Raw genomic sequence first — 22,638 nt, forward strand, 5'->3', positions numbered from 1 at the left:
CAGCGCACGTATAGTTCGAAGGGAGGAATGGAAAACAGCGTTTGCGATCACGAATTATCGCGAGTTCGTGATGGCTCGAAGGAAAAATCCATCTCGGCGTAAGCTTTGGCTCACGTTCAGCAAGTACCCATCACCCATGACAAAAAACCCCCAGAGCACCGATAACCTCTCCCGCAAAGATTTCCTGCGTGGCGCGGCCATTGCGGCACTTTTGCCGCTTCTTCCGCGAATCTCACACGCAGAGGCAGACCGCATCGGAGTTGCCGAAATTGCGCCCGGCATTTTTGTTCATACGGGCCAATATGCTTTGGTTAACTCGGAAAATGTCGGTGATATTTCAAATGCTTGCTGCATTATCGGCAGTTCGGCGGTCGCCGTCGTCGATACCAGCGGCTCCTATGGGCTCGGCAAGGCCCTGCACGCCGCGATCGCCCAGATTACCGACAAGCCGATCCGCTATGTCATAAACACCCACATGCACCCTGATCACGTGCTCGGTAACGCAGCTTTCGAGGCCGAGGGAACAGAGTTTGTCGGCCATCATAAACTCCCTGCCGCCCTCTCCGCCCGCGCCGAAAGCTACCTGAGAAACACCCGCGATCGTGTGGGAGACAAGGCCTTTGCCGGCACGAAGATCGTTCTGCCGACACGAACCGTCACGGACGCACTCGATCTCGATCTTGGCGGGCGGGTACTAACACTCCGCGCACGGCCAACGGCCCATACCGACAACGATTTGACGATTTCCGATAGCGCGACAGGAACGCTGCTCCTCGGTGATCTTTTGTTTTCAGATCACATCCCGACGCTGGACGGATCGATCGTCGGCTGGCTCAAACTCATACCCGTTTTGAAGCAGGAAGCCGCCGCCCGTGTAGTCCCCGGGCACGGCCCCAAAACTATGAATTGGCCGGATGCGATCGACGCGGAACAGCGCTATCTCGAAACGATTGCGCGCGATGTTCGGGCCATGATCAAGGACGGTAAAACGATCGAGCTGGCCGTTGCGACGGCCGGCCAATCGGAGAAGGGAAAGTGGCAGCTCTTCGAAGAACATCATGCGATGAACGTTACTGCCGCGTTCACCGAACTCGAATGGGAATGAAAAAGGGCGCACACCGCGCCCTCATTCAAATTCAGCCGATTGTCTGCAGCAAACCAGACGTCAGAAGCAACGCAACTCGCCTTCGACCTGCGCCCGCTTCAAATTGTTGATCTTCTCCTGCATCTTCGGCGACTTCGTCCAAGCAACGTTCTCGCCGCCACGCAGCCCGACAGACATGAGCGTCTCGGCCTGTTCGTATTCGTCCCACGGCAGGATCGCCGCGATCTGATCGATCGAGCACGAGCACTTTCCGAGAATTTCGCGCGATCGGCCGTTGACTTCCATACAGGCGAAAACGTAGTCGGCACGCGCCTCAGTCGGATAGTCGTTTGCCGGCAATTCCTCTGCAAGAACGCGCGCTGTCGAAGCAACCGACAGGCTAAGGGCGAAAACCGCCGACAGCGCCCAAATGGCTCGGCGCGTCATAGCAAACTTCATTTCACACCTCCCACGCCTTCAAGCGTCGTTGTTTCTTCAAGTGTCGGGCTTTTCTTGTCGCTATTCGTATATTCGGAGACCATTTGCGCGAAGTAGCCCGGTATTTTGTCGGAAAGCGAAATCGTGAAGGTGGCTCCTTCGAAGCCATTCATTTTCGCGCGCGACGGATCACTTGCAAAGGGCGTCGCCGTCACGCGAAAACCGTCGACGTCCTGACCCTTGTAGGCAATTTTAACCGGTTCGATCGTTGCGCCGTTATCAAGAAACTTTTTGAACCTGCCTTTGAGGTATGCGGCATCGCCACCTGCGAGTTGTTTGAAATGCGCAACCGCGCCATCAAGATAGACGACGAGCATGGGATTGCCGTCCATGTCGGTGATCCGCTCCGGGTCGCGAGCGCGATCGCCCGAATAAATTTGCACCAGCACATTCTTTTTGCCGGGCTTCCCGTCGCTCTCGACTTTCACGGTGACGTTGTCGGTAAAGCCAAGACCGAGTGCCCTTTCATCGGACGGCTTACGCACAAACTTGTAGACGAGTTCCGTGCCCGGAGCGACCGAGGCTATATGCGGCCGTTCAAAGAGAATATCTGCAGGCTTGGGAGTTTCTGCAGCCACGCCGCTAATGCTTGCGCAGGTCGTGGCCAGGGCTAGAAGGCCCGCCATCCGAAAGGAAAATTTGGACATCAGGCGAGATCCTCCAGATCATTGAAGTGACTACTTTTCCCGGCTCTTTAGCGAGACCAAAGCACCTTGACCAGATGTTATGGTGATCGGCTCTGAACGCGGCTGCTGCCGGTTGCTCGGATTTCGTCCAACAATGCCGAAAGATTGGCCGCGGCGGAACTTAAAAGCCGGTAACCTGAAGAGGCTAGCGCAGAAATTTGCCGAAGGCGCGCGGCCCGTCTCCAACAACGGCCTTGCCCGTAACTGTCAGTGTATCGGGGTTAACGCGGAGCAGGAAATCGTCGCCCCAGCAGGCGACGTAAACGTTCCCCTCCGCGCCATCGGCTTGAATACCTTCGGGATGATCACACGCATCTATAGCCTTGAGCGGCCGCAGCGTGGCGAGATCAAACACGGTAACGGTGCCGCCATATTGATCCGTCACGAAGCCGCGTCCCCGCGCCAAAGCGACGGCATATGGCCGGCGGCCCGTCGCAACTTTACCGACTGCTTTTCTTGCGGCGATGTCGATCACAGTCACGTCATCGCTTTTGACGTTGGCGGTATAGGCCCGTAGCCCATCAGAATCGATCGTGATGCCGAACGGGCGTTTGCCGACTGCGACCGATGCAAGCCTCGCTCTCGATGCGATGTCGATGATCGAAACTGCATCGCTGTCGCGATCCGCCGAAAGCAGCAGCCGGCCGTCTGGCGTCACGGCAAGGCCCGAAGGCGACTGGCCGACCGGAATATCGGCAATCACCGCGAACGTCTTCGTATCGACGACGAAGATCTTATGGGCGTACCAGTCGGCAACGTAGACTTCCGGACGTGTGGGATGCGCCGCAATTCCAAGTGGCCCGCCACCCAAAGTCAGACGCCTCGTCACCGTCCGCGATACCGCGTCGACCTCAACAAGTTCCTTGCTGTCAGGCGCGGTAACGTAGGCCTTGGCTCCATCGGGAGAGAGAGCAATGCCGGCCGGCTTGCCGCCGATTTTTATTTCGGCGACGGCCTTCATCGTCGCAAGATCGACGAACGAAAGACTGTCGGCCGGCTGGTTGGTGGTAAAAGCCTCGCTACAGCGCGCTGCGGACCCGGCGCCCGATAGCGCCAGAACACAAAACGCGGCGCAGCAACGCGCGAAGTTGCGCACTCAGCTCCCGCCTTCGATTTTCTTTTTCAGCGCGGCAAGACCATCCTTATAGAGGCCCGTCACGGCCTTCAGCGCCACCTCGTCGCTGAGTTCCGGCGGCGGATCATTCAGCATGTAGCCGCGGTAGAACGCGCCTTTCCATTCGACCGTTGACTTGTCGCCATTGGCGGTCACGGTGATGTGCGCGGAATAGTCGTTAACCGGCAGCACCTTTACGTCGACCTTCGTGATTTCGTAGGCGTAGGTGTGCTCTTCGGCATCGTACTTATCGAGCTGTTCCTCGACGATACCGCCATTCTTGAGGGTCAGTTTGCGCGTCGCATTGACGTCATTGCCGCCTGTCCCTTCCGTCTTGGCGACGATCGGCAGCCAGTTGATGTCCTGGAAATTGCCGACAACGGCCCAGACCTTGTCGACCGGCGCATTGATTTCGATGCTTTCGGTGACTTTCTGGCGCGACGGACCGTGAGCCAAGGCCAGCGCCGGCAGTGAGCCCAAGATCGCAACAGCGATCGCCAAGCGTTTCAGCATGCAATTCCTCCGGAGTTTTCACATCAGACTGGTATGAAGTCCTGGGCCGGTCTGGCCGAGCGGGCGGACATTAGGCTCGTTCACCACTTTCGTAAAAGACGGCAAATTGTGTCGCATTGAACGTGCGGCCCTAGCCACGCTTGACCGCCCGCGTCAGAATTGTTTTACCTCGCGCCACCTTTGGTCGAATCTCGCCTGATGGCATACGCAAGGTGAAGTGGTGCAGGATTTGAAATCCGAACAGTCGAGAAACGGCGCAAATCACTTTGAGAACGTCGCTTGTCCGTTTTGCGGCATCCTATGCGACGACCTTGAAATCGGCCCTTCGGCAACTGGACTGAAGGTTCTTAAGAACGGTTGCCCCAAGTCGGTCGCCGGCTTCGAGCGCCCGCTCGTCGAGGCAAATCCTCAGATCGACGGGAAAGACGTTCCACTCGACGAGGCGGTCGCCCTCGCAGCCAAACTTATTAGGGAAAGCCGTCTGCCGATCTTCGGCGGTCTCGGCACCGACGTCGACGGCATGCGCGCCATCATGAAAATCGCCGAGCGCGGCGGCGGCGTTGTCGACCATGCGCTCAGCGAAGCGCAATACCGCAATTTTCGCGTGCTCCAATCGAGCGGCTGGGTGTTGACGACACTGACGGAAGCGCGCAATCGCGCCGACCTCTTCATCATCGCCGGCAGCGACATCCATGAAATTCACCCGCGATTCTTCGAACGCGTCGTTTGCAACGAGGCGTCGATGTTCTCCGACGCGCCCCCGAAACGGACGGTGGTGTTTCTCGGCGAAGGTCTCGATCAATCGGCGGTCACGGGAAAGCGTATCGGCGAAATCGTCAACCTTCCCTGCAAGGCCGACCGCATCGGCGAAATCCTCGACGCGATGCGCGCCATGCGCAAAGGCGCCACCATCACGGGCGATACCATCGGCGGCCTGCCACGAGCTGCCGTCGAGGATCTGCTGGCACGCTGCAACGCTGCAACCTACGGCGTCATCGCTTGGGCGGCGGCAAGCCTCGCATTCCCGAACGCCGACCTCACCGTTCAGGCGATGTCGGAATTCCTGAAAGAGATCAACACGACATCGCGTTTCGCCGGACTTACACTTGGCGGCGATGAAGGTTCACCAACCGCCGGCTCAGTTTGCGCCTGGCAATCGGGCTTCCCACTCAGGGTGTCGTTCGCGAACGGCAAGCCCGAATACGATTCCGAGCGCTACGACATGATGCGAATGCTTGCCGCGAAGGAGAGCGATCTCCTCTTATGGCTCGCCTCCTTCACGCCCGACCTGTCGCCGCCCGATACCGATGTGCCGATGATCGTGCTCGGCACCCCCGGAATTAAACTGAGCCGTACGCCGAAGATCTACATTCCCGTCGGCACGCCCGGAATCGACCACGCCGGCATCATCATCCGTGTCGACACCGTCGTATCGCTGCCGCTCCGCAAGCTCAGGAAATCGAAACTGCCGCGCGCCGCCGACGTAATCGCCTCCATTGAAGCCGCCCTCTAGGCCAACTCTCCGAGATCAAGAATGCTCACCAAGCTCACCGGCGGCAAAGTCTACGATCCCGAGAACGGGATCGACGGCGAGGTTCGCGATATCTTCATTGAAAACGGCCGCATCGTTTCGCCCTCGCCCAATGCCAGAGTCGATCACGAGTACCCGCTGCACGGCCGCGTCGTGATGGCGGGCGGCATCGACCCGCACACGCACATCGGCGGCGGCAAGGTTACGATCGCGCGCATGCTGATGCCGGAGGATCATATCGGCCACGAAGTGGCGGGCACCGAGCTGACGCGACCCGGCGTCGGGCACGCGATCCCCTCGACGCTGACCGCCGGATACCGCTACGCCGAGATGGGTTATACGGCGGCATTCGAGCCGGCGATGCTACCGTCCAATGCGCGGCAGGCGCACATGGAGTTAGGCGACACGCCGATTGTCGACAAGGGCGCCTTCGTCATGCTCGGCTCCGACGATTATTTTCTGCGCCAGCTTGCGGGAAAATCCGACTTCTCGGCGATCAAGGATTACATCGCCTGGACGATGCATGCGGCCCAGGCGATCGCCGTCAAGGTCGTCAATCCGGGCGGCATCAGTGCCTTCAAGTTCAATCAGCGCAAGCTCGATCTCGACGAGAAGCACGCCTATTACGGCGTCACGCCGCGCGACATCATCCTCACTCTGGCGCGCGGGGTCCAGGAACTCGGCGTCGTTCACCCGATCCACATTCACGGCTGCAACCTCGGCGTTCCAGGCGGCGTCGAAACAACGCTCGCGACGATCAAAGGCTCGGAAGGTTTGCCGATCCACCTGACGCACATCCAGTTCCACAGTTACGGCACTGAAGGCGACATGAAATTTTCTTCGGGCGCCACGCGCGTCGCGGAAGCCGTCAACGCCAATAAAAATGTGTCGATCGACGTCGGCCAGGTGATGTTCGGGCAAACGTGCACGGCATCCGGCGACACGATGCGCCAGTTCGTCAACACGCGCTCGGCCGATCCGAAAAAGTGGGTCGTGATGGATATCGAGTGTGACGCCGGTTGCGGAGTCCTGCCGTTCAAATATCGCGACAAGAGCTACGTCAACGCGCTGCAGTGGGCGATCGGCCTCGAGTTGTTTCTACTCGTCAACGACCCCTGGCGTCTTTTCCTGACAACCGACCACCCGAATGGCGGGCCGTTCACTTGCTATCCGCATCTGATCCGGCTGCTGATGGACAAGACGTTCCGCCAGGAAATGATGCGGACCATCAATCAGGACGCACTGAAATGGTCGACACTTGCATCGCTCGATCGCGAATACACGCTTTACGAAATCGCGATCATGACGCGCGCCGGCCCTGCGCGAAGCCTCGGCCTCAAGGATCGCGGCCACCTCGGCGTCGGCGCGTCAGCCGATATCACCGTTTATGATGACAATCCGGACCGCGAAGCCATGTTCGCGACGCCCGAACTGCTGTTCAAGAACGGCGAGCTCATTGTCCGCAATGGCAAGATCGTGAAGGTCGTCAACGGGGCGACGCACGTCGCGCGGCCGGCCTACGATGCATCGATCGAAAAGCCGCTAAAGGCCTACTTTGACGATTATCTGACGATGCGGATGGAAAACTTCCGCTTGCCCGATGACGAGATCATCGATCGCGGCCGTGGCTCCATCGTTATCCAGCCGACGGGAGCGCGGGCGTCATGAGCATGACGATCAACGGCGTCTCCGTCGACGATACCTTTGCCGAAGCCTTCGGCATGAGCGGCACCGGCATCATCATTACGGCCGACACGCTTAAATGGGCACGCATTGCCGCAACCGTCGCCACCGGCTTTGGCACCTCCGTCATCGGCTGCGGAGCGGAGTGCGGCATCGACCGTGATCTGACGCCCGATGAAACGCCGGATGGCCGCCCCGGCGTGCGCATCCTGATGTTCGGCTTCTCGCCGGATGCGCTCGTCCCGCAAGTCAAGAACCGCATCGGACAGTGCGTGCTGACGAGCCCGGGTTCGGCTTGCTATTCCGGCCTCAAAGCACCGTTGTCGATCGGTCTCGGCAAAGCCCCGCGCTTTTTCGGTGACGGCTTCCAGACCGCGAAGAAATTGGGTGACAGCCGCTACTGGCGCGTCCCCGTCATGGACGGCGAGTTCGTCGTCGAAGAAGAGACCGGCGTTACGACGGATGCCGTAGGCGGCGGCAACATGCTGATCGTCGGCAAGGATCGCACTGGCCTTCTCGAAACGGCCGAGGCCGCCGTCGACGCCATTGCAAAAGTCGATGATGTCATCACACCGTTTCCCGGCGGCATCGTGCGCTCGGGCTCGAAGGTTGGCGCCAAGTATGCCGGCATGTTCGCCTCGACCAACGACGCCTTCTGCCCGACGCTACGCGGCACCGTCAAAAGCGAGCTTGGGCCCGATAGCCTCGCGGTACTCGAAATCGTCATCGACGGCCTGACGTCGAAAGCAGTCGCGGACGCCATGCGCGCCGGCCTCAAGACCGTCACCGATATTGGCGCCAAGCGTGGTGTCACGCGCATCACGGCGGGCAATTACGGCGGCAAGCTCGGACAGCACCATTATCATCTGAAGGATCTGATCTGATGAGCGGCCTCACGCTGCGCCTCAAGGCGCCCGCGACGGAGCGGATCAATCTCAGCGAAATCACACCGGCAAAGCTCGCGGCCCTTTCCTCGCACGCCATGGCACGCCTGAACGTCGGCTTCGACAAAGGTGGGCTGGCGCTTGGCGATGCCTTCGATATCAGCGGCAATGCCGGCGACACGCTGACGATCGAAGGTTCGGGAGCATCACTTGATTTCGCGGGCTCCGGCCTCGACAGCGGCACGATCCGCATCGTCGGCAATGCCGGCGCTTATGCAGGCCGCAAGATGTCCGGCGGCAAGCTCGAGATTCGAGGCAACGCCGGAAACTTCCTCGCCTCACGCGCGACGGGCGGCATGATCCATGTTTCCGGTAACGCCGGCGACAACTTGGGCGGCGTCATCGCCGGCGACCGCTTCGGCATGCAGGGCGGCATCGCCGTCATTGACGGCAACGTCGGAGATCGCGCCGGCGAAAAGATGCGCCGCGGCACCGTCATCGTGCGCGGCAAGACCGGTGAAGGTGCCGGTACCCGTATGATCGGCGGCACGATCTGGGCCGAAGGCGGCATCGGACCGCTTCCCGGACTGATGATGCGCCGCGGCACCCTGATCGGTCCAAGCGTCGATCGCCTGCTGCCGACCTTCGTCGATTGCGGTAAACACGATCTCGTGATCGTACGGGTCCTATCGCGCTACCTGAAAAACGTCCTGGGCGACCTCGCGCCAAAGCCTATGCCGTTGTTTATCCAAAAAATTGCCGGCGATATGGCCACGATCGGACGCGGCGAAATCCTGTTACCGGCGAGTTGACCGCGACCAAACGCGTCTGCCGGGAAAAAATCCATCCCGAACTAATCCCCGTAATCTCCCTCGAGTTATCGTGCTGAGGCCGACGTGACCGCAGTTCAGCGAGGTGTTGCCTCGCGCCCGGCGCCATCATGGAAACTTTGGTAATCGTCCGGCAATTTAATGAGGGAAAGCCGTCGCAATGCTCGCAATCATTCTTTCGGCATGCCTGGCAACGGACCCTAACGTTTGCAAGGATTACAAGATCTCCCTGGACGCCAATACCGACCCGACGACGTGCGTTATGGACGCTCCGCCCTACTTCGCCAAATGGACGGAGGAGCATCCCGCATGGCGGATCAAGCGCTGGCGCTGTACTTCGGCGAGCGAAGAGAGCATCTGACGGACGGACGGCGCGTGCGCGACTGGCGCGGCGAATTAGCGTACCGAACTGAGTTCAACGCCGGGAATGACCGGCGGCGCAATCCCGCTGACCTCGATTACGAATTTCTGTCGGATGGCCCGCTCGAAATCCGAATAGCCCATCGCCGGCAGGACGAAGCCTCCAGGACCTCCCCTTACGTGGTCGCGATACCATTGTTCGAGAGGCGGCGGACCGCCGGGAACGGCCTTCGGCAGCAACACCCCGGATTCCGGCGTATCGAGCAAAATCGGAAGGCCGTTGATCGTCACGCCGTTGCTCACAAGCTCGTCGCGCACCTTCTCGATTGGCTCGTCGGCGTTGCAATTGTCCGGCCCGTCGCCGGAAACGTCGATCACGATGCGCGCCGCCTTCGCCGGAATTTGCGGAACGACCTTGTCGTTCATGGATCTCAGCATGCGCGTCATGCACGTGAACTCACCACCTTGATGAGGCAACGTGCGCACGCGTTGGGCCACAGCAATCGCATCGGCTTTATTTGCAATCCGCATCCAAGGCACCACGACGGCCGGTTTGTCGGCCCACGTGACCATCGAGAACAGGATGCCGCCGCTCGAACCTCCGGTAATGGCATCGATGACGCCTGGATCTTCGAGAGCCTTCGCGATGCCTTCCATTTGCAGCTTGTAGCGCGCCTCATCGACCGAATTCGAAACATCGACGGAGACGATGAGCGCGGTGTCGACCGGCTGCGCATCCTGGGCAACGAGCGGCGTCGCCGAAAGCACGGCCGAGCCGATTACCAAAAGCGCTCCAAGCGCCGCACGCAAATTTTTCATGACGCCTGGAATGGATGCTTTCTCTCGAGATACAACGCACGGCAGCGAGCGGAACCAAGACGGCAACCTAGCAAAGACAATTTTTGCCGCCTAGCGTAGCTCAATCACATAGGCAAAATCGATTCAACCAGCTTTAGCGCGAGCTCGAGCTGTGGTCTGCTTCTGGGCTATACGAGCTACAGATGGAGGCGGATTTGCGGGCGCGTGATTGAAGACGGTGGCCGCCGGGCCCCTCAAGCCAGGCCGCCGGCACTTTCGGGGACCGGATCATCGCGGCGGCGGGTCTGGTCGATCGGCACGGGCAGCGCGTCGGCAATACCCCAGATGATGCCAGCTATGATGAAAAAGTGCCGCCAATGATCGGTGTCGATCACCAAGCCTTCGAACGCGAGCCCTGCGAACGAAGCAACGGCGATGACGGCCGGGCCTTGCAACCTGCCGGGCTGCATGGCCATGCGAAAGCCAAGGAACAGCGTCGTCACAACCGAAATAATATAGAGCAATCCGCCCAGCCAGCCGGCATCCAGGAAGATCGTCAGATAGACGTTGTGCGCCTCTTCATGGTGATAGGTGTCGCGAAACGTATATGTGCCGATGCCGAAAGGATGCTCGACAATCAGCGCCCGCGCCTTCTGCTGGCCGCCGAACCGTCCCTCGGGGCCCTCGTCGTAGCTCTGATCGAGATTGGCCCGCTGCTCCAATAGATCCTGTATCTGGCCGTCAAGCTGCGTAGCGACGCCGACCGCTGTGATCAGAGCCACGATTCCAACCACGCCGAACGTCGCAAAACGCAAATAGTCCGTGCGCCGCCGCGACCCTATGAGGACGATGGCGATGACGATCGCGATCGAAAGCGCCGTCGACAGCCAGGCACCTCGCGAAAAGCTGATCAGGAGCCCGACCAAAAGCGGCAGTGCGACGGCGGCGGCGATCAACGCCCGTTTGGTATTGTCGCGCAACATGATCCAAACCAGCGTTACGATGGCCGGAGCCAGCGCGGCGCTATAGACGTTCGGGTCTTTGAAGGTCCCGCGCGCGCGGTCATAGTTGGTGAACAGGTCGTACGTCGACGGAATGATGTGGAAGTACCCGACGAACGCTGCCGCCGTCGCGACAAGACACGCGATGACGTAACAGTAGAGAATGAGCTTCAGACGTGGCTCAGGATCGGCCGCAACAAATCCCGCAATAATGAATGCGCAAGACGCCAGGAATAGCGTGACGAGCTGATCCACGATGGCCGTATCGAACGTCGTCGACAGCATCGTGCCGGCAACACCGAGCGCCACGAGTGCGAGCCACATGGCGTAGTTCAGAAGTGCCGCATTACCGAACCGCACCGCGCCCAACACCGGAAGCGCCACGATTGCAATAAGCATCAGACCATCGGCGACCGCGGGCTCTGAAAACACGATCGAGCTCAACAGCATCGCGACCGCAACGATCAGGCATGCGAGCGAACTCGCCCGAAACGAGAACGCGAACGGGATCGGGGCGTGTTCGGCGCTAGTACGCATTTTTGCCCGTCACCAGTGAGAACGGCGTCATCGCGATGATGTAGAGATCGAACAGCATCGACCAGTTATCGATGTAGTAGAGGTCGTGTTCGACGCGGCGCAGAAGTTTCTCGTGGGTGTCGGTTTCGCCGCGCCAGCCGTTGATCTGGGCCCAGCCGGTAACGCCCGGCTTCACACGGTGACGAGCGAAATAACCCTGCGCGACATTCTCGTACAGATCGCGATCGGCCTTGGCTCCGGTCGCGTGCGGCCGCGGCCCGACGAGCGACATCTGCCCCCGAACAACATTGATGAGCTGCGGTAGTTCATCCAGACTGGTGCGGCGGATGAACCGTCCGACACGCGTGACGCGTGGATCATCGCGCGTGACGAGCTTGCTTGCGGTCGTGTCTTGCCGATCAACGTACATCGATCGAAACTTGTAGACTTCGATCAGCTCGTTGTTGAACCCGTACCGCTTCTGGCGAAAGAACACCGGGCCTTTGCTGTTGAGGCGTATCGCAATGGCGGTTAGCGCCATGACGGGAGAGAGAAGGACCAGGAGAAGCGCCCCGATAATCCGGTCTTCCATGTTCTTAAGGACGCGATCCCAATCGCTCAGCGGCTTGTCCATCACGGCAAGCATCGGGACGCGGCCGATATAACTGTAAGCCCGTGAATTCAGCCGTAGCTTCGAATTCAACGCCGAGACGCGGATATCTGCCTGCAGCGTGAAGAGCTTCTGCAGGATTTGCATCAGCCGCTCTTCGGCGCGCACCGGCACGGTGACGATCAAAAGATCGACGCCCATGTCGCTGCAAAAACCGGAAAGTTTTTCAAACGTACCGAGCTGCGCAATGCCACTTTTGCTCGTCGCGACCCGCTCCTCCTGCCGATCATCGAACACACCGAGTATCTTCATGTGGTTCGCGGGGTCGGCGTTTAGCTCGCGTATCAAGTCGTTGGCATCCTTACCGCCGCCGACAATGACGGTCCGCCGCACAAGCCGACCGGCCAGTGTCAGCCGGTCGATGACGCGCATCGCAATATAGCGGACGCTACACAGCAGAGTGGCGCTGAATGCCATCCATGCCGAGATTTGAGCCGGCGACACAATGCGCTGATCGAACATGTAGGCGAGGCCCGCCACGGCCAATGAGACGGCTGCGACGGTCGTCAGGACTTTGAGAAATTGCGGCGCCAGTCGGCGCAACGAAGGGATCGAGTAAGACCATTGTCCATGTAGCAGTACGGTCGTCAGGGCCGCGAGAAAGGCCGCCCCAGCCGCGCCTGGCCATGACGGCGCTGAGGGCGAACCAATGAAGAAATTGGCCAGAGGCCATGCCCCGGCAACCAATAGAGCGTCGGCGAACGCGACGGCAAAGAGCAGCTTCGGCCGCGACGCATTTCCAAGTCTGTCGAATACCAGCGAACTCAACCAGACAGATATCTGCTTCGCGGCCAGATGTGCTGACGCGGGACTATTGACGGACGCATAAGCGGGACTCGACTGCGGACCCATCACGTTCACCTTGCATGCGGAACGTCCAATTGATTACGCCATACCCTGTGAGCCGTTGGTAAACGACACCGAAGCTGGAGCCGAACAAACGGCCGCAACGGCGTTGGCCTGTCGATTACGGTTAAGGAGGGGTTACTCAGCGACTGCGGCTGAACCAGCTATTTCAAACTGATATCGTATGAAAACTCGGACCCGACCCAATCGAGCATGCTGCCCAACCTCGGTCTGATACTCCGCAGGTAGTCGATCTTCTTCGGGTTATGCTTGTATTTCCCGATCGATCTCGTGTCGATCTTTCTCACGCCGTGCATCGCTGCCTCGGCGGCCGACGACGCCTTGAATACGGCCGGCAAGTCGTCGACGTGAGAAGCGATTTCAAAACCGAAATATGCCGCAAGCTGTTGCTGCACCTTCGATCCGTCCGTTACCAAATCTTCGTAGCGAACGATTTGCACATTCTTGCGTTGTGCTTCGATCAAGAACTTAAGAGCCAGCATCTCCCCGAGCCAACGATGCGGCTCGATGTGGTATTCCCGCTTGGTTTGTGGATTATTGCTGGTGAGCACGTCAAACGGATGTCTGACGATGTAGACGAGCCCTATTCGTTCGGAAATCTCCTCGACGTATTGATAGGCGTCACTGTTTCTCTTCAAAATCAGTGCGTCGCCGGTGGTACTCAATTGACCAAAGAAATCGATCGGCACTTCCTTCGATACCACGCAGACACCCTTGAAGGTGGACATCACCGCCGTCAGCAACCATGTCCCGGAACGCCCACATCCCATGATGTAAAGTCTTTTGATCGGCCGATCGGCGTCGATCTGCGTTAGCCGGGCGTCCAAAGCACCTTTCTTGTAAAATTTCTTAAACTTCTTTTTTTTCAGCCCAATCGCGAGCGGCCATAAATGGGCGTCGCCCGATGTCTCATATCTGGCTGCTCCATATTTCTGCAAAGCCCACGATACGATGGGACCGGTCATCCGATGCAGTTGAACTTTTATCATCCCGCCCCTAGCTCGAGTACGTATCGGATAAGTCGAACATCATCCCCAAAGCGTCCACATCGTCGCCACATGCAACAAAGTGCGGATTTTCGAAACCATCGACACCCTCGCCCCTTGCTCCATAACTCAACGGAGAACCGTTAAGGCGGAACGTGCAGCCTCCGGCGTTCCGCAAGACGGCGTCGCCCGCGGCGGTGTCCCATTGCATCGTCCGGCCGAGACGCGGATAGACGTCCGCCATACCAGCCGCCACGAGACAGAACTTCAGCGATGAGCCGATGGAAAGTCTTTGATGGACGGCCATCCCTTCGAGCAGCGCGCTTGTTTCAGCGTTCGTATGCGAAGCGCTGACAACGGCCGTTAATCCGGCAATCGGCACGTTGCGCGTCGTGATTTTTTCGCGCTCGTCGACGGAACCGTCGGCCGAGATTCGACAGCGATAGGCGATGCCGTAACCGCCGCTGAAAAGTTCGTTCCGGGCTGGCGCAACTACAACGCCCAGACGCGGCACACCACTCTCGATAAGAGAAATGTTCACCGTGAAGTCAGACCGGCCCTTGATGAACTCCTTCGTGCCGTCGAGGGGATCGACAAGAAAGAAACGGTCGGTCGAAATAATTGGGACACCCCCGTCGCAAGCACATTCTTCCGCAATGATTGGCGTGCCGCGCTCAATTCGCCGAAGTCCGGCGGCAATGTGCTCCTCCGCCGCCTGGTCGGCGTCAGTGACGGGACTGCCATCGCACTTCAGGCGTGCACCGGCGCCATTCGCGCGGATGCCGAGGATGATCTGGCCGGCCTCGATTGCCAGAGTTTCGAGCATCGCCAGTGTCTCATCTACTTGAATCATTGCTCCCCCAAGAGCCCGGCGAGGACGACTATCCGAACCGCCCAACCGCGCGGCGTTGAAGCTGATAACTCGGGCGAACGAGTTCGCTGAATAGGAAGCCCGTTGCATTCGAGTGATCAAACACGACATTTTCCTTCAGCACCCATCGGCGCCACAGATAACGATCAAGCGAAGTCCGGGACCTTAGCAGAAACCGATCCTGCTCGCTCAGATCGTCAAGGCCGATAAGCTCCCATCCGGTCTTCTGTTGAATCTGTTCCGCTGTGTTACGTCGAGGCGCGCAGTCCGCGATGCCGATCTGCGCCGACAGCGATGCAATGAGGATATCCGTCTCGGAGATGTCGACAACATAGTCGAAAGTCTTCAACGTCTTGTCGAGAGCCGCCGCTTTCATATCGTCGGTCATCCGAGACATTCGAACCCACGGCAACTCAACCCAGCGTTCGAGCAGAAAGTGCGACACGGGATTCATTCGCATCGAGCGCATGAACAACGAAAACGAGTGGGGCTTTTGCCCCTTCAGCATGTAGCGCATGACGCGAAAATTATACCATGAGAGCATCAGGCTCTGCGGTTCGCGAAGAATTATCGACCGAACGATGCGCCTATTCGCGAAAAGCTTTGCAAGAGAGCTTCCGGCGAAATGACCTGAGATCGCGCGGATCTGATCAGCCGGTCCCGGGAGCCTAGGATTGTACTTATAACCGAGCAACCCCAGCGGCAGTTTTCGCGTGCGCCTTCGCGGTTTCCAAAATCCCGTGCTGCCGAGCTCGTACTCGAAATGCTTCTCAACCGTTATGCCCGCGCACTTCGGCACGTGAACATGAATGAGGAGCGTATCCATCATGATAAATCCAAACAATATGGATGCACCCGCCAAGCGAAGTGCACATCATGAAAATCAACTACACCAATTGGACGAGTTGACTCCTAGCAGCCGAGCCGCGCCGCAGAAAGGTTTGGAGGTGGCTTTAGTCCATCCCGGTGGCCCATAAGCCACGCTGCAGAAACGCGGTCGAAATTACCGATGAACGGCATTCGGCTCGGCGTAGCAGATGTTGATAATGCTGCGTCTTCCCATGAAACAAGTGCGCAAACTTCGTGTGCTCGACAGCGGCCGCGAAGCCCTAGCTAAGCCGACCGGGACAAATTTCAAAGTCTGCCAAGTTCGTAGATCGGACAGACAGCCCTCTGGTCGGTTTCCGACCACCCATGCTTCTCGAGTTCCAGCTCGGTGGCATCGAACCGCTTTATGATGCGTAACCCGCCAAGCCGAAGGTAAGATTTCTTCAGCCAACCTGCGTGGGTCAGATAAATCTTGGCGTCAGGCGCGAGACACTTGCAAACGTTCTCGAAGAAAAGCCTTCGTTGTTGATCGTCACAGTGATTCAACACGGAGAACACATTCACGAAATCGAACTTTTGATTGAGGGCTGAAAGATCGAAGTCGGAAATAACTTTCAATGTCGGGTGTTTACCGGAAAGCCCCTTCTCTGTAACGAGCAGGGATGCCGTCTTGATGAAAGAGTTGTTGTAGTCGACTCCGTAATAATTTCCCTCATTTAGAAAGGAGATAAAATGCACACCGGCGCGGATTGGCCCGCAGCCAACGTCAAGTAATCGTGAGGATGGAAGCATCCCTGCGGCGCGCAGCAGGGAAAGCTGAAAGAGGCCTCGCGATTCCCACTTTTCGGCGCCGCCCCCGAGATAATTTTTGTAGACGCCGCGCTCTATCGCTTCCTCATCGAGTTCTATTTTGCTGTATTTCCCGCCGCTAATCTTCCGCGCATTGCGGGGCAGTATCCAGCGGCGAAAATCAACTCCGACGTGATGTCTGACGCGGTTTAACGCGCGATTGAGGGCGCCGGATTTTGTCGACAGCACAACCATCTCCTCCGGCAACTTGATCGTTCAACTTGCGATGATTTTACGTTGCCGCATAGCGGCCATCACATGCTCGACGGAATCTCGAGCGGATTCAGCGCCGCAATGAAGCGTAATTTCTGGCGCGGCCGGAGGTTCATACGGTGAGCTGATGCCGGTGAAGTTCAAAACCTTATTTTGCCGCGCCTTGAGATAAAGGCCCTTGGTGTCACGCTTTTCGCAGATGGCAAGCGGCGTATCGACAAAAATTTCAAGAAACTCACCCACTTCGAAACTGCTGCGAGCCTTGTCGCGCTCTTTCTGGAATGGAGAAATCACGGCGACGATTACGATCAGGCCGGCATCGACCATCATGCGCGCCGTTTCGCTGACCCGGCGGATTTGCTCAACCCTGTCGGCATCACTGAAGCCTAGGTCGGCACACAAACCGCCGCGTATCGTATCGCCGTCGAGCACATACGTGTGGTGGCCGAGACCGTGCAGCCGCTTTTCCAGCAACCCTGCAACGGTCGACTTGCCCGCACCTGAAAGTCCCGTCATCCACAGGCAAGCTGGCCGCTGGGATTTGAGAAACGCACGGGCGTCCTTGCCGATGATCGGAGCCGGCGCGAAAATCTGCTCAGATAGCGGCTTGGACATTCGCGGCGAGTTCCAAAAAATCGTTGAAGACTGCCCTCGTCGAACAAGATTGAGTACGCACAATGTGGGCGCCGCTGCACATCGTCAAGGTCGCGCCGCTTGCTATGGCCCACTGGGTGTTGAAATCGGTACAAGCTGCGGATCTGCTTTGGATTCGCTTGCCGAAATGGGCCCTCTTCTTTCATTATCTCGGCTTTGTGCCAAAGATGGATGTCCCCAACGCGTTGCAGTTTCGCAACGAGATGAAAGCAACCAACCCACGCCTAGCCCCGTCACGTCCTTGAACCATATGCCTCGGAAATTGCCGAAAACGGATCTCCGCGCAATGGTCCGATACACAGGAAAGTCAAGCGCGATAACCGGCCGGTTTATTTTTTTCTGCGAAGACATTCCGGCAAGCCCAGCGATAGCATAGCTTTGAGCACTTATAGGTCATCGCGGAGCTAACCTCACGTCAAGTCAGGCTGCAATCTCACGGATAATCGGTGAAGGGAAGCTATGGGCGGCGATTCTGATTGGCGATCATCGGCACGCGAACGACAGGCGCAAGCAGACAGGTCGCGCCTCATCCGCCTCCGCACCCTTGCTCTAATCGCCGGATCTGTCCTCGCGTCAACCCTGATCGTTTCGGGCTGCGGCGAGAAAAACGCGTTCGTCCCACCGCCACCGCCAAAGATCGAGGTTGCCCTGCCCTTGAAGCAGACGGTCACGCGCTACCTGGAAGCGACGGGTAACACTGCGGCCGTGAACTCCACGACACTGGTAGCGCGCGTACAAGGTTTCATCCAAGACATAAAGTACAAAGACGGTGACGCCGTTAAAGCTGGGACAGTACTGTTCGTCATCGAGCAAAAGCCTTATCAGCTCGCCCTCGAGCAGGCCGAGGCAGGGCAATCGAGCGCTGCAGCCGATACTAAAAAGACGGAGGCCGACTACAAACGCCAGGTCGATCTTGCGGCGAAAAACATCTCGAGCCAATCGACGCTCGACCAGGCAACGGCTGCGAAGGACGCGGCGGTCGCCAAGCAGAAGCAGTCGCAAGTCGATATCGAGCAGGCCCAGCTCAACCTTGGCTATACGGAGGTGAAAGCGCCGTTCGATGGCATTGTGACGTCCCGCGACGTCTCGTTGGGTCAACTTGTCGGCGCCGGCAGCCCCACTACGCTCGCCACCATCGTTCAGCTCAACCCTATCTACGTGAACTTCGCAGTCAGCGAGACCGACGTTCAGAGCATCCGCGCAGGGATCAAAGAGCGAGGCCTTACCAGTGAAGACCTGAAGAAGATTCCGATTGAGGTCGGACTTCAGAGCGAAAAGGGATATCCGCACCGCGGAACGCTCGACTACGCCGCGCCCAGCCTCACCGCCGCCACCGGCACGCTGATGGTGCGCGGAATTCTACCCAACGCCGATCGCGCGTTGCTTCCCGGATATTTCGTCCGCGTCCGCGTGCCGCGTGCTCCGGAGCCCGACAGGCTTCTCGTGCCGGACCGCGTCGTCGGCAGCGATCAGAGCGGCCGTTATGTGCTTGTCGCCAACAAGGACGACGTACTCGAACAGCGCAAGGTTGAACTTGGCCAACAAGTCGGCGAGCTGCGCGTCATCGAGAAGGGGATTAATGCCGACGACCGCGTCGTCATTTCCGGACTGATGACCGTAGTGCCGGGTGAGAAGATCGATCCGGTTCTGAAGACGGTTGCCTCGCCGGCAGCGGAAGCCACGCCATGATCTCGAAGTTCTTTATCGAGCGACCGGTTCTCGCGAACGTCATCGCCATTCTGATGGTGGTCATCGGCGCCGTATCCGTATTGAAACTACCCGTCGCCCAGTACCCCGACGTGGTGCCACCGACCGTGCAGGTAACCACGCGTTATCCCGGCGCCAGTGCCCGCACCGTCATCGATACCGTCGCGCTGCCGATCGAGCAGCAGGTGAACGGCGTCGAGCACATGCTCTACATGCAGTCCTTTTCTTCGGCTGACGGCAGCTATTCGCTGACCGTCACCTTCGACATCGGCACCGACCTCAACGCGGCGCAGGTGCTGGTGCAAAACCGCGTCTCCGCCGCCATGGCGTCGCTGCCGCAAGCCGTGCAGGTGCAGGGCGTCGTTGTTCAGAAGAAATCGACCGCGATCCTGCAGATCGTGACCCTGACATCGCCGGATGGCCGATACGACAGCCTCTATCTCAGCAATTACGCAACGATCCGCCTGAAGGATGAAATTGCGCGCCTGCCCGGCGTCGGCAACGTCAACGTGTTCGGAGCCGGGCAGTATTCGATGCGCATCTGGCTTGATCCCGAAAAGATGCAGGCGCGCGGCCTCGACGCTCAGGATGTAATCCAGGCGCTTCAGCAGCAAAGCGAGCAGGTGACTGCCGGACAGGTCGGAATGCCGCCGGCGCAGGGCGATCAGTCGTTCCAGTACACGATCGACGTTTCGAGCCGTTTCAACGACCCCGAACAGTTCGCCAACGTCGTCGTCAAAACCGGCACCGCGGGCGACCTGACGCGGTTGCGCGATGTCGGCCGAGTTGAGCTCGGCGCCCAGACATACGGACAGGTATTCAACCTTGACGGCAAGCAGGCGGCGGGTCTTGCGATCTTCCTGACACCCGGCGCCAATGCTCTCAACGTCGCGCACGAAGTCTCTGCGAAGATGAAGGCGCTTGCGCGCGAATTTCCGCAAGGCATGGTCTACTCCATTCCCTTCGACACCACGATCTTCGTGCAGCAGGCCATATCGGAAGTTTACAAGACTCTGATCGAAGCCGCTTTCCTGGTGCTGATCGTTATCCTGGTATTCCTGCAGGATTGGCGCGCCATGCTGGTCCCGGCCACCACGGTACCCGTGACGATCATCGGCGCCTTTGCCGCGATGGCGGCCATGGGCTTTTCGATCAATCTTTCGACCTTGTTCGCGATCGTGCTCGCGATCGGCATCGTCGTCGACGACGCCATCGTCGTCGTAGAGGGCGCCGCTCATAACATCGAGAAGGGTATGTCCGGCCACGACGCGGCGATCGCCGCGATGAACGCGCTGATGGGGCCGATCATCGGCATTACACTTGTGCTGATGGCGGTGTTTCTGCCGGCGTCCTTTCTACCGGGCCTGACGGGCCAGATGTACGCGCAGTTCGCGCTTGTGATCGCGGCGACGGCTTTGATCAGCGCCATCAACGCCGCGACTTTGAAGCCGACACAATGCGCTCTTTGGCTGCGCCGGCCCGTGCCGCCGGAGCAGCGCAATTTCTTCTATCGCGGCTTCAATTCCTTATACGACCGTTTTGAGAAGCGATACGCCGGCCTCATCGAGAAGATGGTTCACCATAGTGGCGCGATGGTTCTCATCGCCTTGGCGATCATCGGGGCCGCCGTCTACGGAATGTCGCGCGTCGCGACCGGCTTCCTGCCGATCGAGGATCAGGGCTACCTTCTCGCAGCCGTACAGCTTCCCGACGGCGCCGCGCTCGGCCGTACGCAGAAGTCTCTGGAGCAAGTTGAGCGCATCGCCAATACGGTCCCGGGCGTCGAGCGCGTCATCACCATCGCCGGCGTATCCGCCCTCGATAACAGCTCTTCACTCGCCAATGCCGGTGTCGGCTATATCATGCTGAAGGATTGGAGCCTTCGCGGCAAAGGCCAGGACCTTGCTTCGCTTTTCAAAACTCTCAATGAAAAACTTGCCGTTATCGAGGACGGCAGCGTCCTCGTGCTGCCGCCTCCACCGATACAGGGCATCGGCAATGCCGGCGGCTTCACTATGCAGATCGAACTGCGCGACGGCAGTTTCGATCTCGTAAAGTTGGGGAATTCGGCGAATGCCATGGTGCGGGCCGCCAGCACGCAATCGAGCATTCAACGTGTCTCGACGTCGTTCCGTGCCAGCGCGCCTCAATACAAGATCACTATCGACCGCGAGAAGGTGCAGACGCTGCTGCTGACCACCGACCAGGTGTTCTCGACGCTCGCGAGTTATCTCGGCTCGAGCTACGTCGACCAATTCAATAAGTTCGGCCGCGTCTTCCAAATCTACGTGCAGGCGGAGTCGCGCTTTCGCATGAACCCTGGCGACATCCTCAATCTAAAGGTTCGCAACCAGAACGGTGACATGATCCCGCTCGGAACCGTTCTGACGATCACACCGAGTGTCGGCCCGTCGCTCATCAGTCTCTACAATTTGTATCCGTCCGCCACGCTCGTCGGCGTGCCGGCCAAAGGCTTCTCGTCCGGCGACGCTATCAAGCTGATGGACGAGATCGCTGCGCGCACCCTTCCGCCCGGCGTCGGCTCGTCCTGGACGGCGCTGTCGTACCAGGAGAAGTTGGTCGGCGGACAAATTTACTACGTGTTCGGGCTCGCGCTTCTTTTGGTCTACCTCGTCCTGGCCGGTCAGTATGAGAGCTGGTACGCGCCGATGTCGGTGCTGCTGGCGGTGCCGCTGTCGCTCATCGGTCCGGTTCTGGTAATGCTGGCGCTCCGCATCGACAACAACCTTTATGTCCAGATCGGCTTGGTGCTTCTCATCGCTCTTTCGGCCAAGAACGCCATTCTGATCGTCGAGGTGGCGCGCGAGTTGCGGGCCGAAGGCAAGGCGATCGCCGAGGCTGCCTTCGAAGCGGCGCGTGCTCGATTCCGGCCGATCCTCATGACGTCATTCGCGTTCATCCTGGGCGTTCTCCCACTGGTTCTCGCGACGGGTGCCGGTGCCTCGGCGCGCAAATCCATCGGCATCACCGTCTTCAGCGGCATGATTGCTTCGACGTGCCTTGCGGTGCTGTTCGTGCCGTCGCTGTTCGTGATCGTTCAGCGGTTCGAGGAATGGCGCGCCTCGCGAAAGGCACCGGCGCAGTCAAGCACTGTGGCCGGCGCGAGCCACTAGCCGCTAGCGTTCAGTTGCCGGCCAATTTGGTGGCCATGGCTGCGATTGTGCGCTGATAGACGGCCGCTTTGTTCCATGTGGCGATAACGCCGTAATTTGCTGATCCCGGTTGCCAGGACTGTCCGCGTTGCCAGCCGTGGCTCGCGAGGAAATTGGCGGTCGAGGCAAGAATATCGGGAACACTGCGCACGAGATCCCTGTGGCCATTGCCGTCGAAATCGACCGCGTACCGGACATAAGGGGTCGGCAGGAATTGCGTCTGGCCGATCTCGCCGGCCCAGCCGCCGCGCAACTGCTTAGCCGACAAGTCGCCCCGATCGACGATCCGCACGGCGTCGAGCAATTGGCCGGTAAAGAACTC

Annotated in this window: 22 protein-coding genes; 9 read left to right on the plus strand and 13 right to left on the minus strand. The window is 59.0% G+C overall.

Annotation, left to right across the window (positions count from 1 at the left end; genetic code table 11):
* Positions 1 to 136: 136 nt before the first annotated feature.
* Positions 137 to 1,105 (plus strand): quinoprotein relay system zinc metallohydrolase 2, encoded by a 969-nt coding sequence (locus VN623_RS02385; RefSeq protein WP_325567736.1) that lies wholly within the window; start codon positions 137 to 139, stop codon positions 1,103 to 1,105.
* Positions 1,106 to 1,165: 60 nt separating this feature from the next.
* Here VN623_RS02385 and VN623_RS02390 read toward each other — a convergent pair whose 3' ends face one another.
* The 4 genes from VN623_RS02390 to VN623_RS02405 all read right to left on the minus strand — a co-directional run bounded on the left by VN623_RS02390 (position 1,166) and on the right by VN623_RS02405 (position 3,895).
* Positions 1,166 to 1,531, minus strand: a complete 366-nt coding sequence (locus tag VN623_RS02390; protein ID WP_325567777.1) for a hypothetical protein — start codon at positions 1,529 to 1,531, stop codon at positions 1,166 to 1,168.
* A gap of 8 nt (positions 1,532 to 1,539) precedes the next feature.
* Positions 1,540 to 2,229 (minus strand): hypothetical protein, encoded by a 690-nt coding sequence (locus VN623_RS02395; RefSeq protein WP_325567738.1) that lies wholly within the window; start codon positions 2,227 to 2,229, stop codon positions 1,540 to 1,542.
* A gap of 184 nt (positions 2,230 to 2,413) precedes the next feature.
* Positions 2,414 to 3,364 carry a YncE family protein gene (locus VN623_RS02400; protein ID WP_414653151.1) on the minus strand — a complete coding sequence of 317 codons (951 nt, stop codon included), beginning with the start codon at positions 3,362 to 3,364 and terminating at the stop codon, positions 2,414 to 2,416.
* Positions 3,365 to 3,895 carry an SRPBCC family protein gene (locus tag VN623_RS02405; RefSeq protein ID WP_325567740.1) on the minus strand — a complete coding sequence of 177 codons (531 nt, stop codon included), beginning with the start codon at positions 3,893 to 3,895 and terminating at the stop codon, positions 3,365 to 3,367.
* 220 nt (positions 3,896 to 4,115) lie between these two features.
* On the opposite strand from VN623_RS02405, the gene VN623_RS02410 reads away from it, so the two are divergent.
* The 5 genes from VN623_RS02410 to VN623_RS02430 all read left to right on the plus strand — a co-directional run bounded on the left by VN623_RS02410 (position 4,116) and on the right by VN623_RS02430 (position 9,184).
* Positions 4,116 to 5,408: a formylmethanofuran dehydrogenase gene (locus VN623_RS02410; RefSeq protein ID WP_325567742.1), complete on the plus strand. Its 1,293-nt coding sequence runs from the start codon at positions 4,116 to 4,118 to the stop codon at positions 5,406 to 5,408.
* Between the two features lie 21 nt (positions 5,409 to 5,429).
* Complete coding sequence (locus tag VN623_RS02415) at positions 5,430 to 7,094, plus strand: formylmethanofuran dehydrogenase subunit A (protein ID WP_325567744.1); 1,665 nt, start codon at positions 5,430 to 5,432, stop codon at positions 7,092 to 7,094.
* Complete coding sequence (fhcD, locus tag VN623_RS02420) at positions 7,091 to 7,993, plus strand: formylmethanofuran--tetrahydromethanopterin N-formyltransferase (RefSeq protein WP_325567747.1); 903 nt, start codon at positions 7,091 to 7,093, stop codon at positions 7,991 to 7,993. Before VN623_RS02415 ends, fhcD begins: the two co-directional genes overlap by 4 nt.
* On the plus strand, positions 7,993 to 8,805 hold the full coding sequence (locus VN623_RS02425; RefSeq protein ID WP_325567749.1) for a formylmethanofuran dehydrogenase subunit C: 813 nt from the start codon (positions 7,993 to 7,995) through the stop codon (positions 8,803 to 8,805). The genes fhcD and VN623_RS02425 overlap by 1 nt, the downstream gene beginning before the upstream one ends.
* Before the next feature lie 178 nt (positions 8,806 to 8,983).
* On the plus strand, positions 8,984 to 9,184 hold the full coding sequence (locus VN623_RS02430; protein ID WP_325567751.1) for a hypothetical protein: 201 nt from the start codon (positions 8,984 to 8,986) through the stop codon (positions 9,182 to 9,184).
* A 35-nt stretch (positions 9,185 to 9,219) separates the two neighbouring features.
* On the opposite strand, the gene VN623_RS02435 is transcribed toward VN623_RS02430, so the two are convergent.
* From VN623_RS02435 to cysC, 8 genes are all read right to left on the minus strand, one after another.
* A complete protein-coding gene (locus VN623_RS02435; protein ID WP_325567753.1) occupies positions 9,220 to 10,002 on the minus strand; it encodes a DUF1194 domain-containing protein in 783 nt (260 codons plus the stop codon).
* Between the two features lie 233 nt (positions 10,003 to 10,235).
* On the minus strand, positions 10,236 to 11,519 hold the full coding sequence (locus VN623_RS02440; RefSeq protein ID WP_325567755.1) for an O-antigen ligase family protein: 1,284 nt from the start codon (positions 11,517 to 11,519) through the stop codon (positions 10,236 to 10,238).
* A complete protein-coding gene (locus tag VN623_RS02445) occupies positions 11,509 to 13,020 on the minus strand; it encodes an undecaprenyl-phosphate glucose phosphotransferase (RefSeq protein ID WP_325567758.1) in 1,512 nt (503 codons plus the stop codon). The genes VN623_RS02440 and VN623_RS02445 overlap by 11 nt, the downstream gene beginning before the upstream one ends.
* Before the next feature lie 158 nt (positions 13,021 to 13,178).
* Entirely contained in the window at positions 13,179 to 13,778 is a 600-nt protein-coding gene (locus VN623_RS02450) for a hypothetical protein (RefSeq protein WP_325567760.1), read from the minus strand.
* Between the two features lie 253 nt (positions 13,779 to 14,031).
* Complete coding sequence (gene cysQ / locus VN623_RS02455) at positions 14,032 to 14,874, minus strand: 3'(2'),5'-bisphosphate nucleotidase CysQ (protein ID WP_325567762.1); 843 nt, start codon at positions 14,872 to 14,874, stop codon at positions 14,032 to 14,034.
* A 28-nt stretch (positions 14,875 to 14,902) separates the two neighbouring features.
* On the minus strand, positions 14,903 to 15,721 hold the full coding sequence (locus tag VN623_RS02460; protein ID WP_325567764.1) for a hypothetical protein: 819 nt from the start codon (positions 15,719 to 15,721) through the stop codon (positions 14,903 to 14,905).
* Between the two features lie 305 nt (positions 15,722 to 16,026).
* On the minus strand, positions 16,027 to 16,758 hold the full coding sequence (locus VN623_RS02465; RefSeq protein ID WP_325567766.1) for a class I SAM-dependent methyltransferase: 732 nt from the start codon (positions 16,756 to 16,758) through the stop codon (positions 16,027 to 16,029).
* 27 nt (positions 16,759 to 16,785) lie between these two features.
* Positions 16,786 to 17,397: an adenylyl-sulfate kinase gene (cysC, locus tag VN623_RS02470; protein WP_414653152.1), complete on the minus strand. Its 612-nt coding sequence runs from the start codon at positions 17,395 to 17,397 to the stop codon at positions 16,786 to 16,788.
* Between the two features lie 62 nt (positions 17,398 to 17,459).
* On the opposite strand from cysC, the gene VN623_RS02475 reads away from it, so the two are divergent.
* From VN623_RS02475 to VN623_RS02485, 3 genes are all read left to right on the plus strand, one after another.
* Positions 17,460 to 17,681, plus strand: a complete 222-nt coding sequence (locus VN623_RS02475; RefSeq protein WP_325567768.1) for a hypothetical protein — start codon at positions 17,460 to 17,462, stop codon at positions 17,679 to 17,681.
* Positions 17,682 to 17,895: 214 nt separating this feature from the next.
* Positions 17,896 to 19,125, plus strand: coding sequence for an efflux RND transporter periplasmic adaptor subunit (locus tag VN623_RS02480; RefSeq protein WP_325567770.1), 1,230 nt, complete (start codon positions 17,896 to 17,898; stop codon positions 19,123 to 19,125).
* Complete coding sequence (locus VN623_RS02485) at positions 19,122 to 22,277, plus strand: multidrug efflux RND transporter permease subunit (RefSeq protein ID WP_325567773.1); 3,156 nt, start codon at positions 19,122 to 19,124, stop codon at positions 22,275 to 22,277. The genes VN623_RS02480 and VN623_RS02485 overlap by 4 nt, the downstream gene beginning before the upstream one ends.
* Before the next feature lie 10 nt (positions 22,278 to 22,287).
* Here the strand turns inward: VN623_RS02485 and VN623_RS02490 are convergent.
* On the minus strand, positions 22,288 to 22,638 hold a 351-nt coding region (locus tag VN623_RS02490), incomplete at its 5' end, for a lytic murein transglycosylase (RefSeq protein WP_325567775.1).

The sequence above is a fragment of the Hyphomicrobium sp. genome, from assembly GCF_035572195.1.
Classification (GTDB): domain Bacteria; phylum Pseudomonadota; class Alphaproteobacteria; order Rhizobiales; family Hyphomicrobiaceae; genus Hyphomicrobium_B.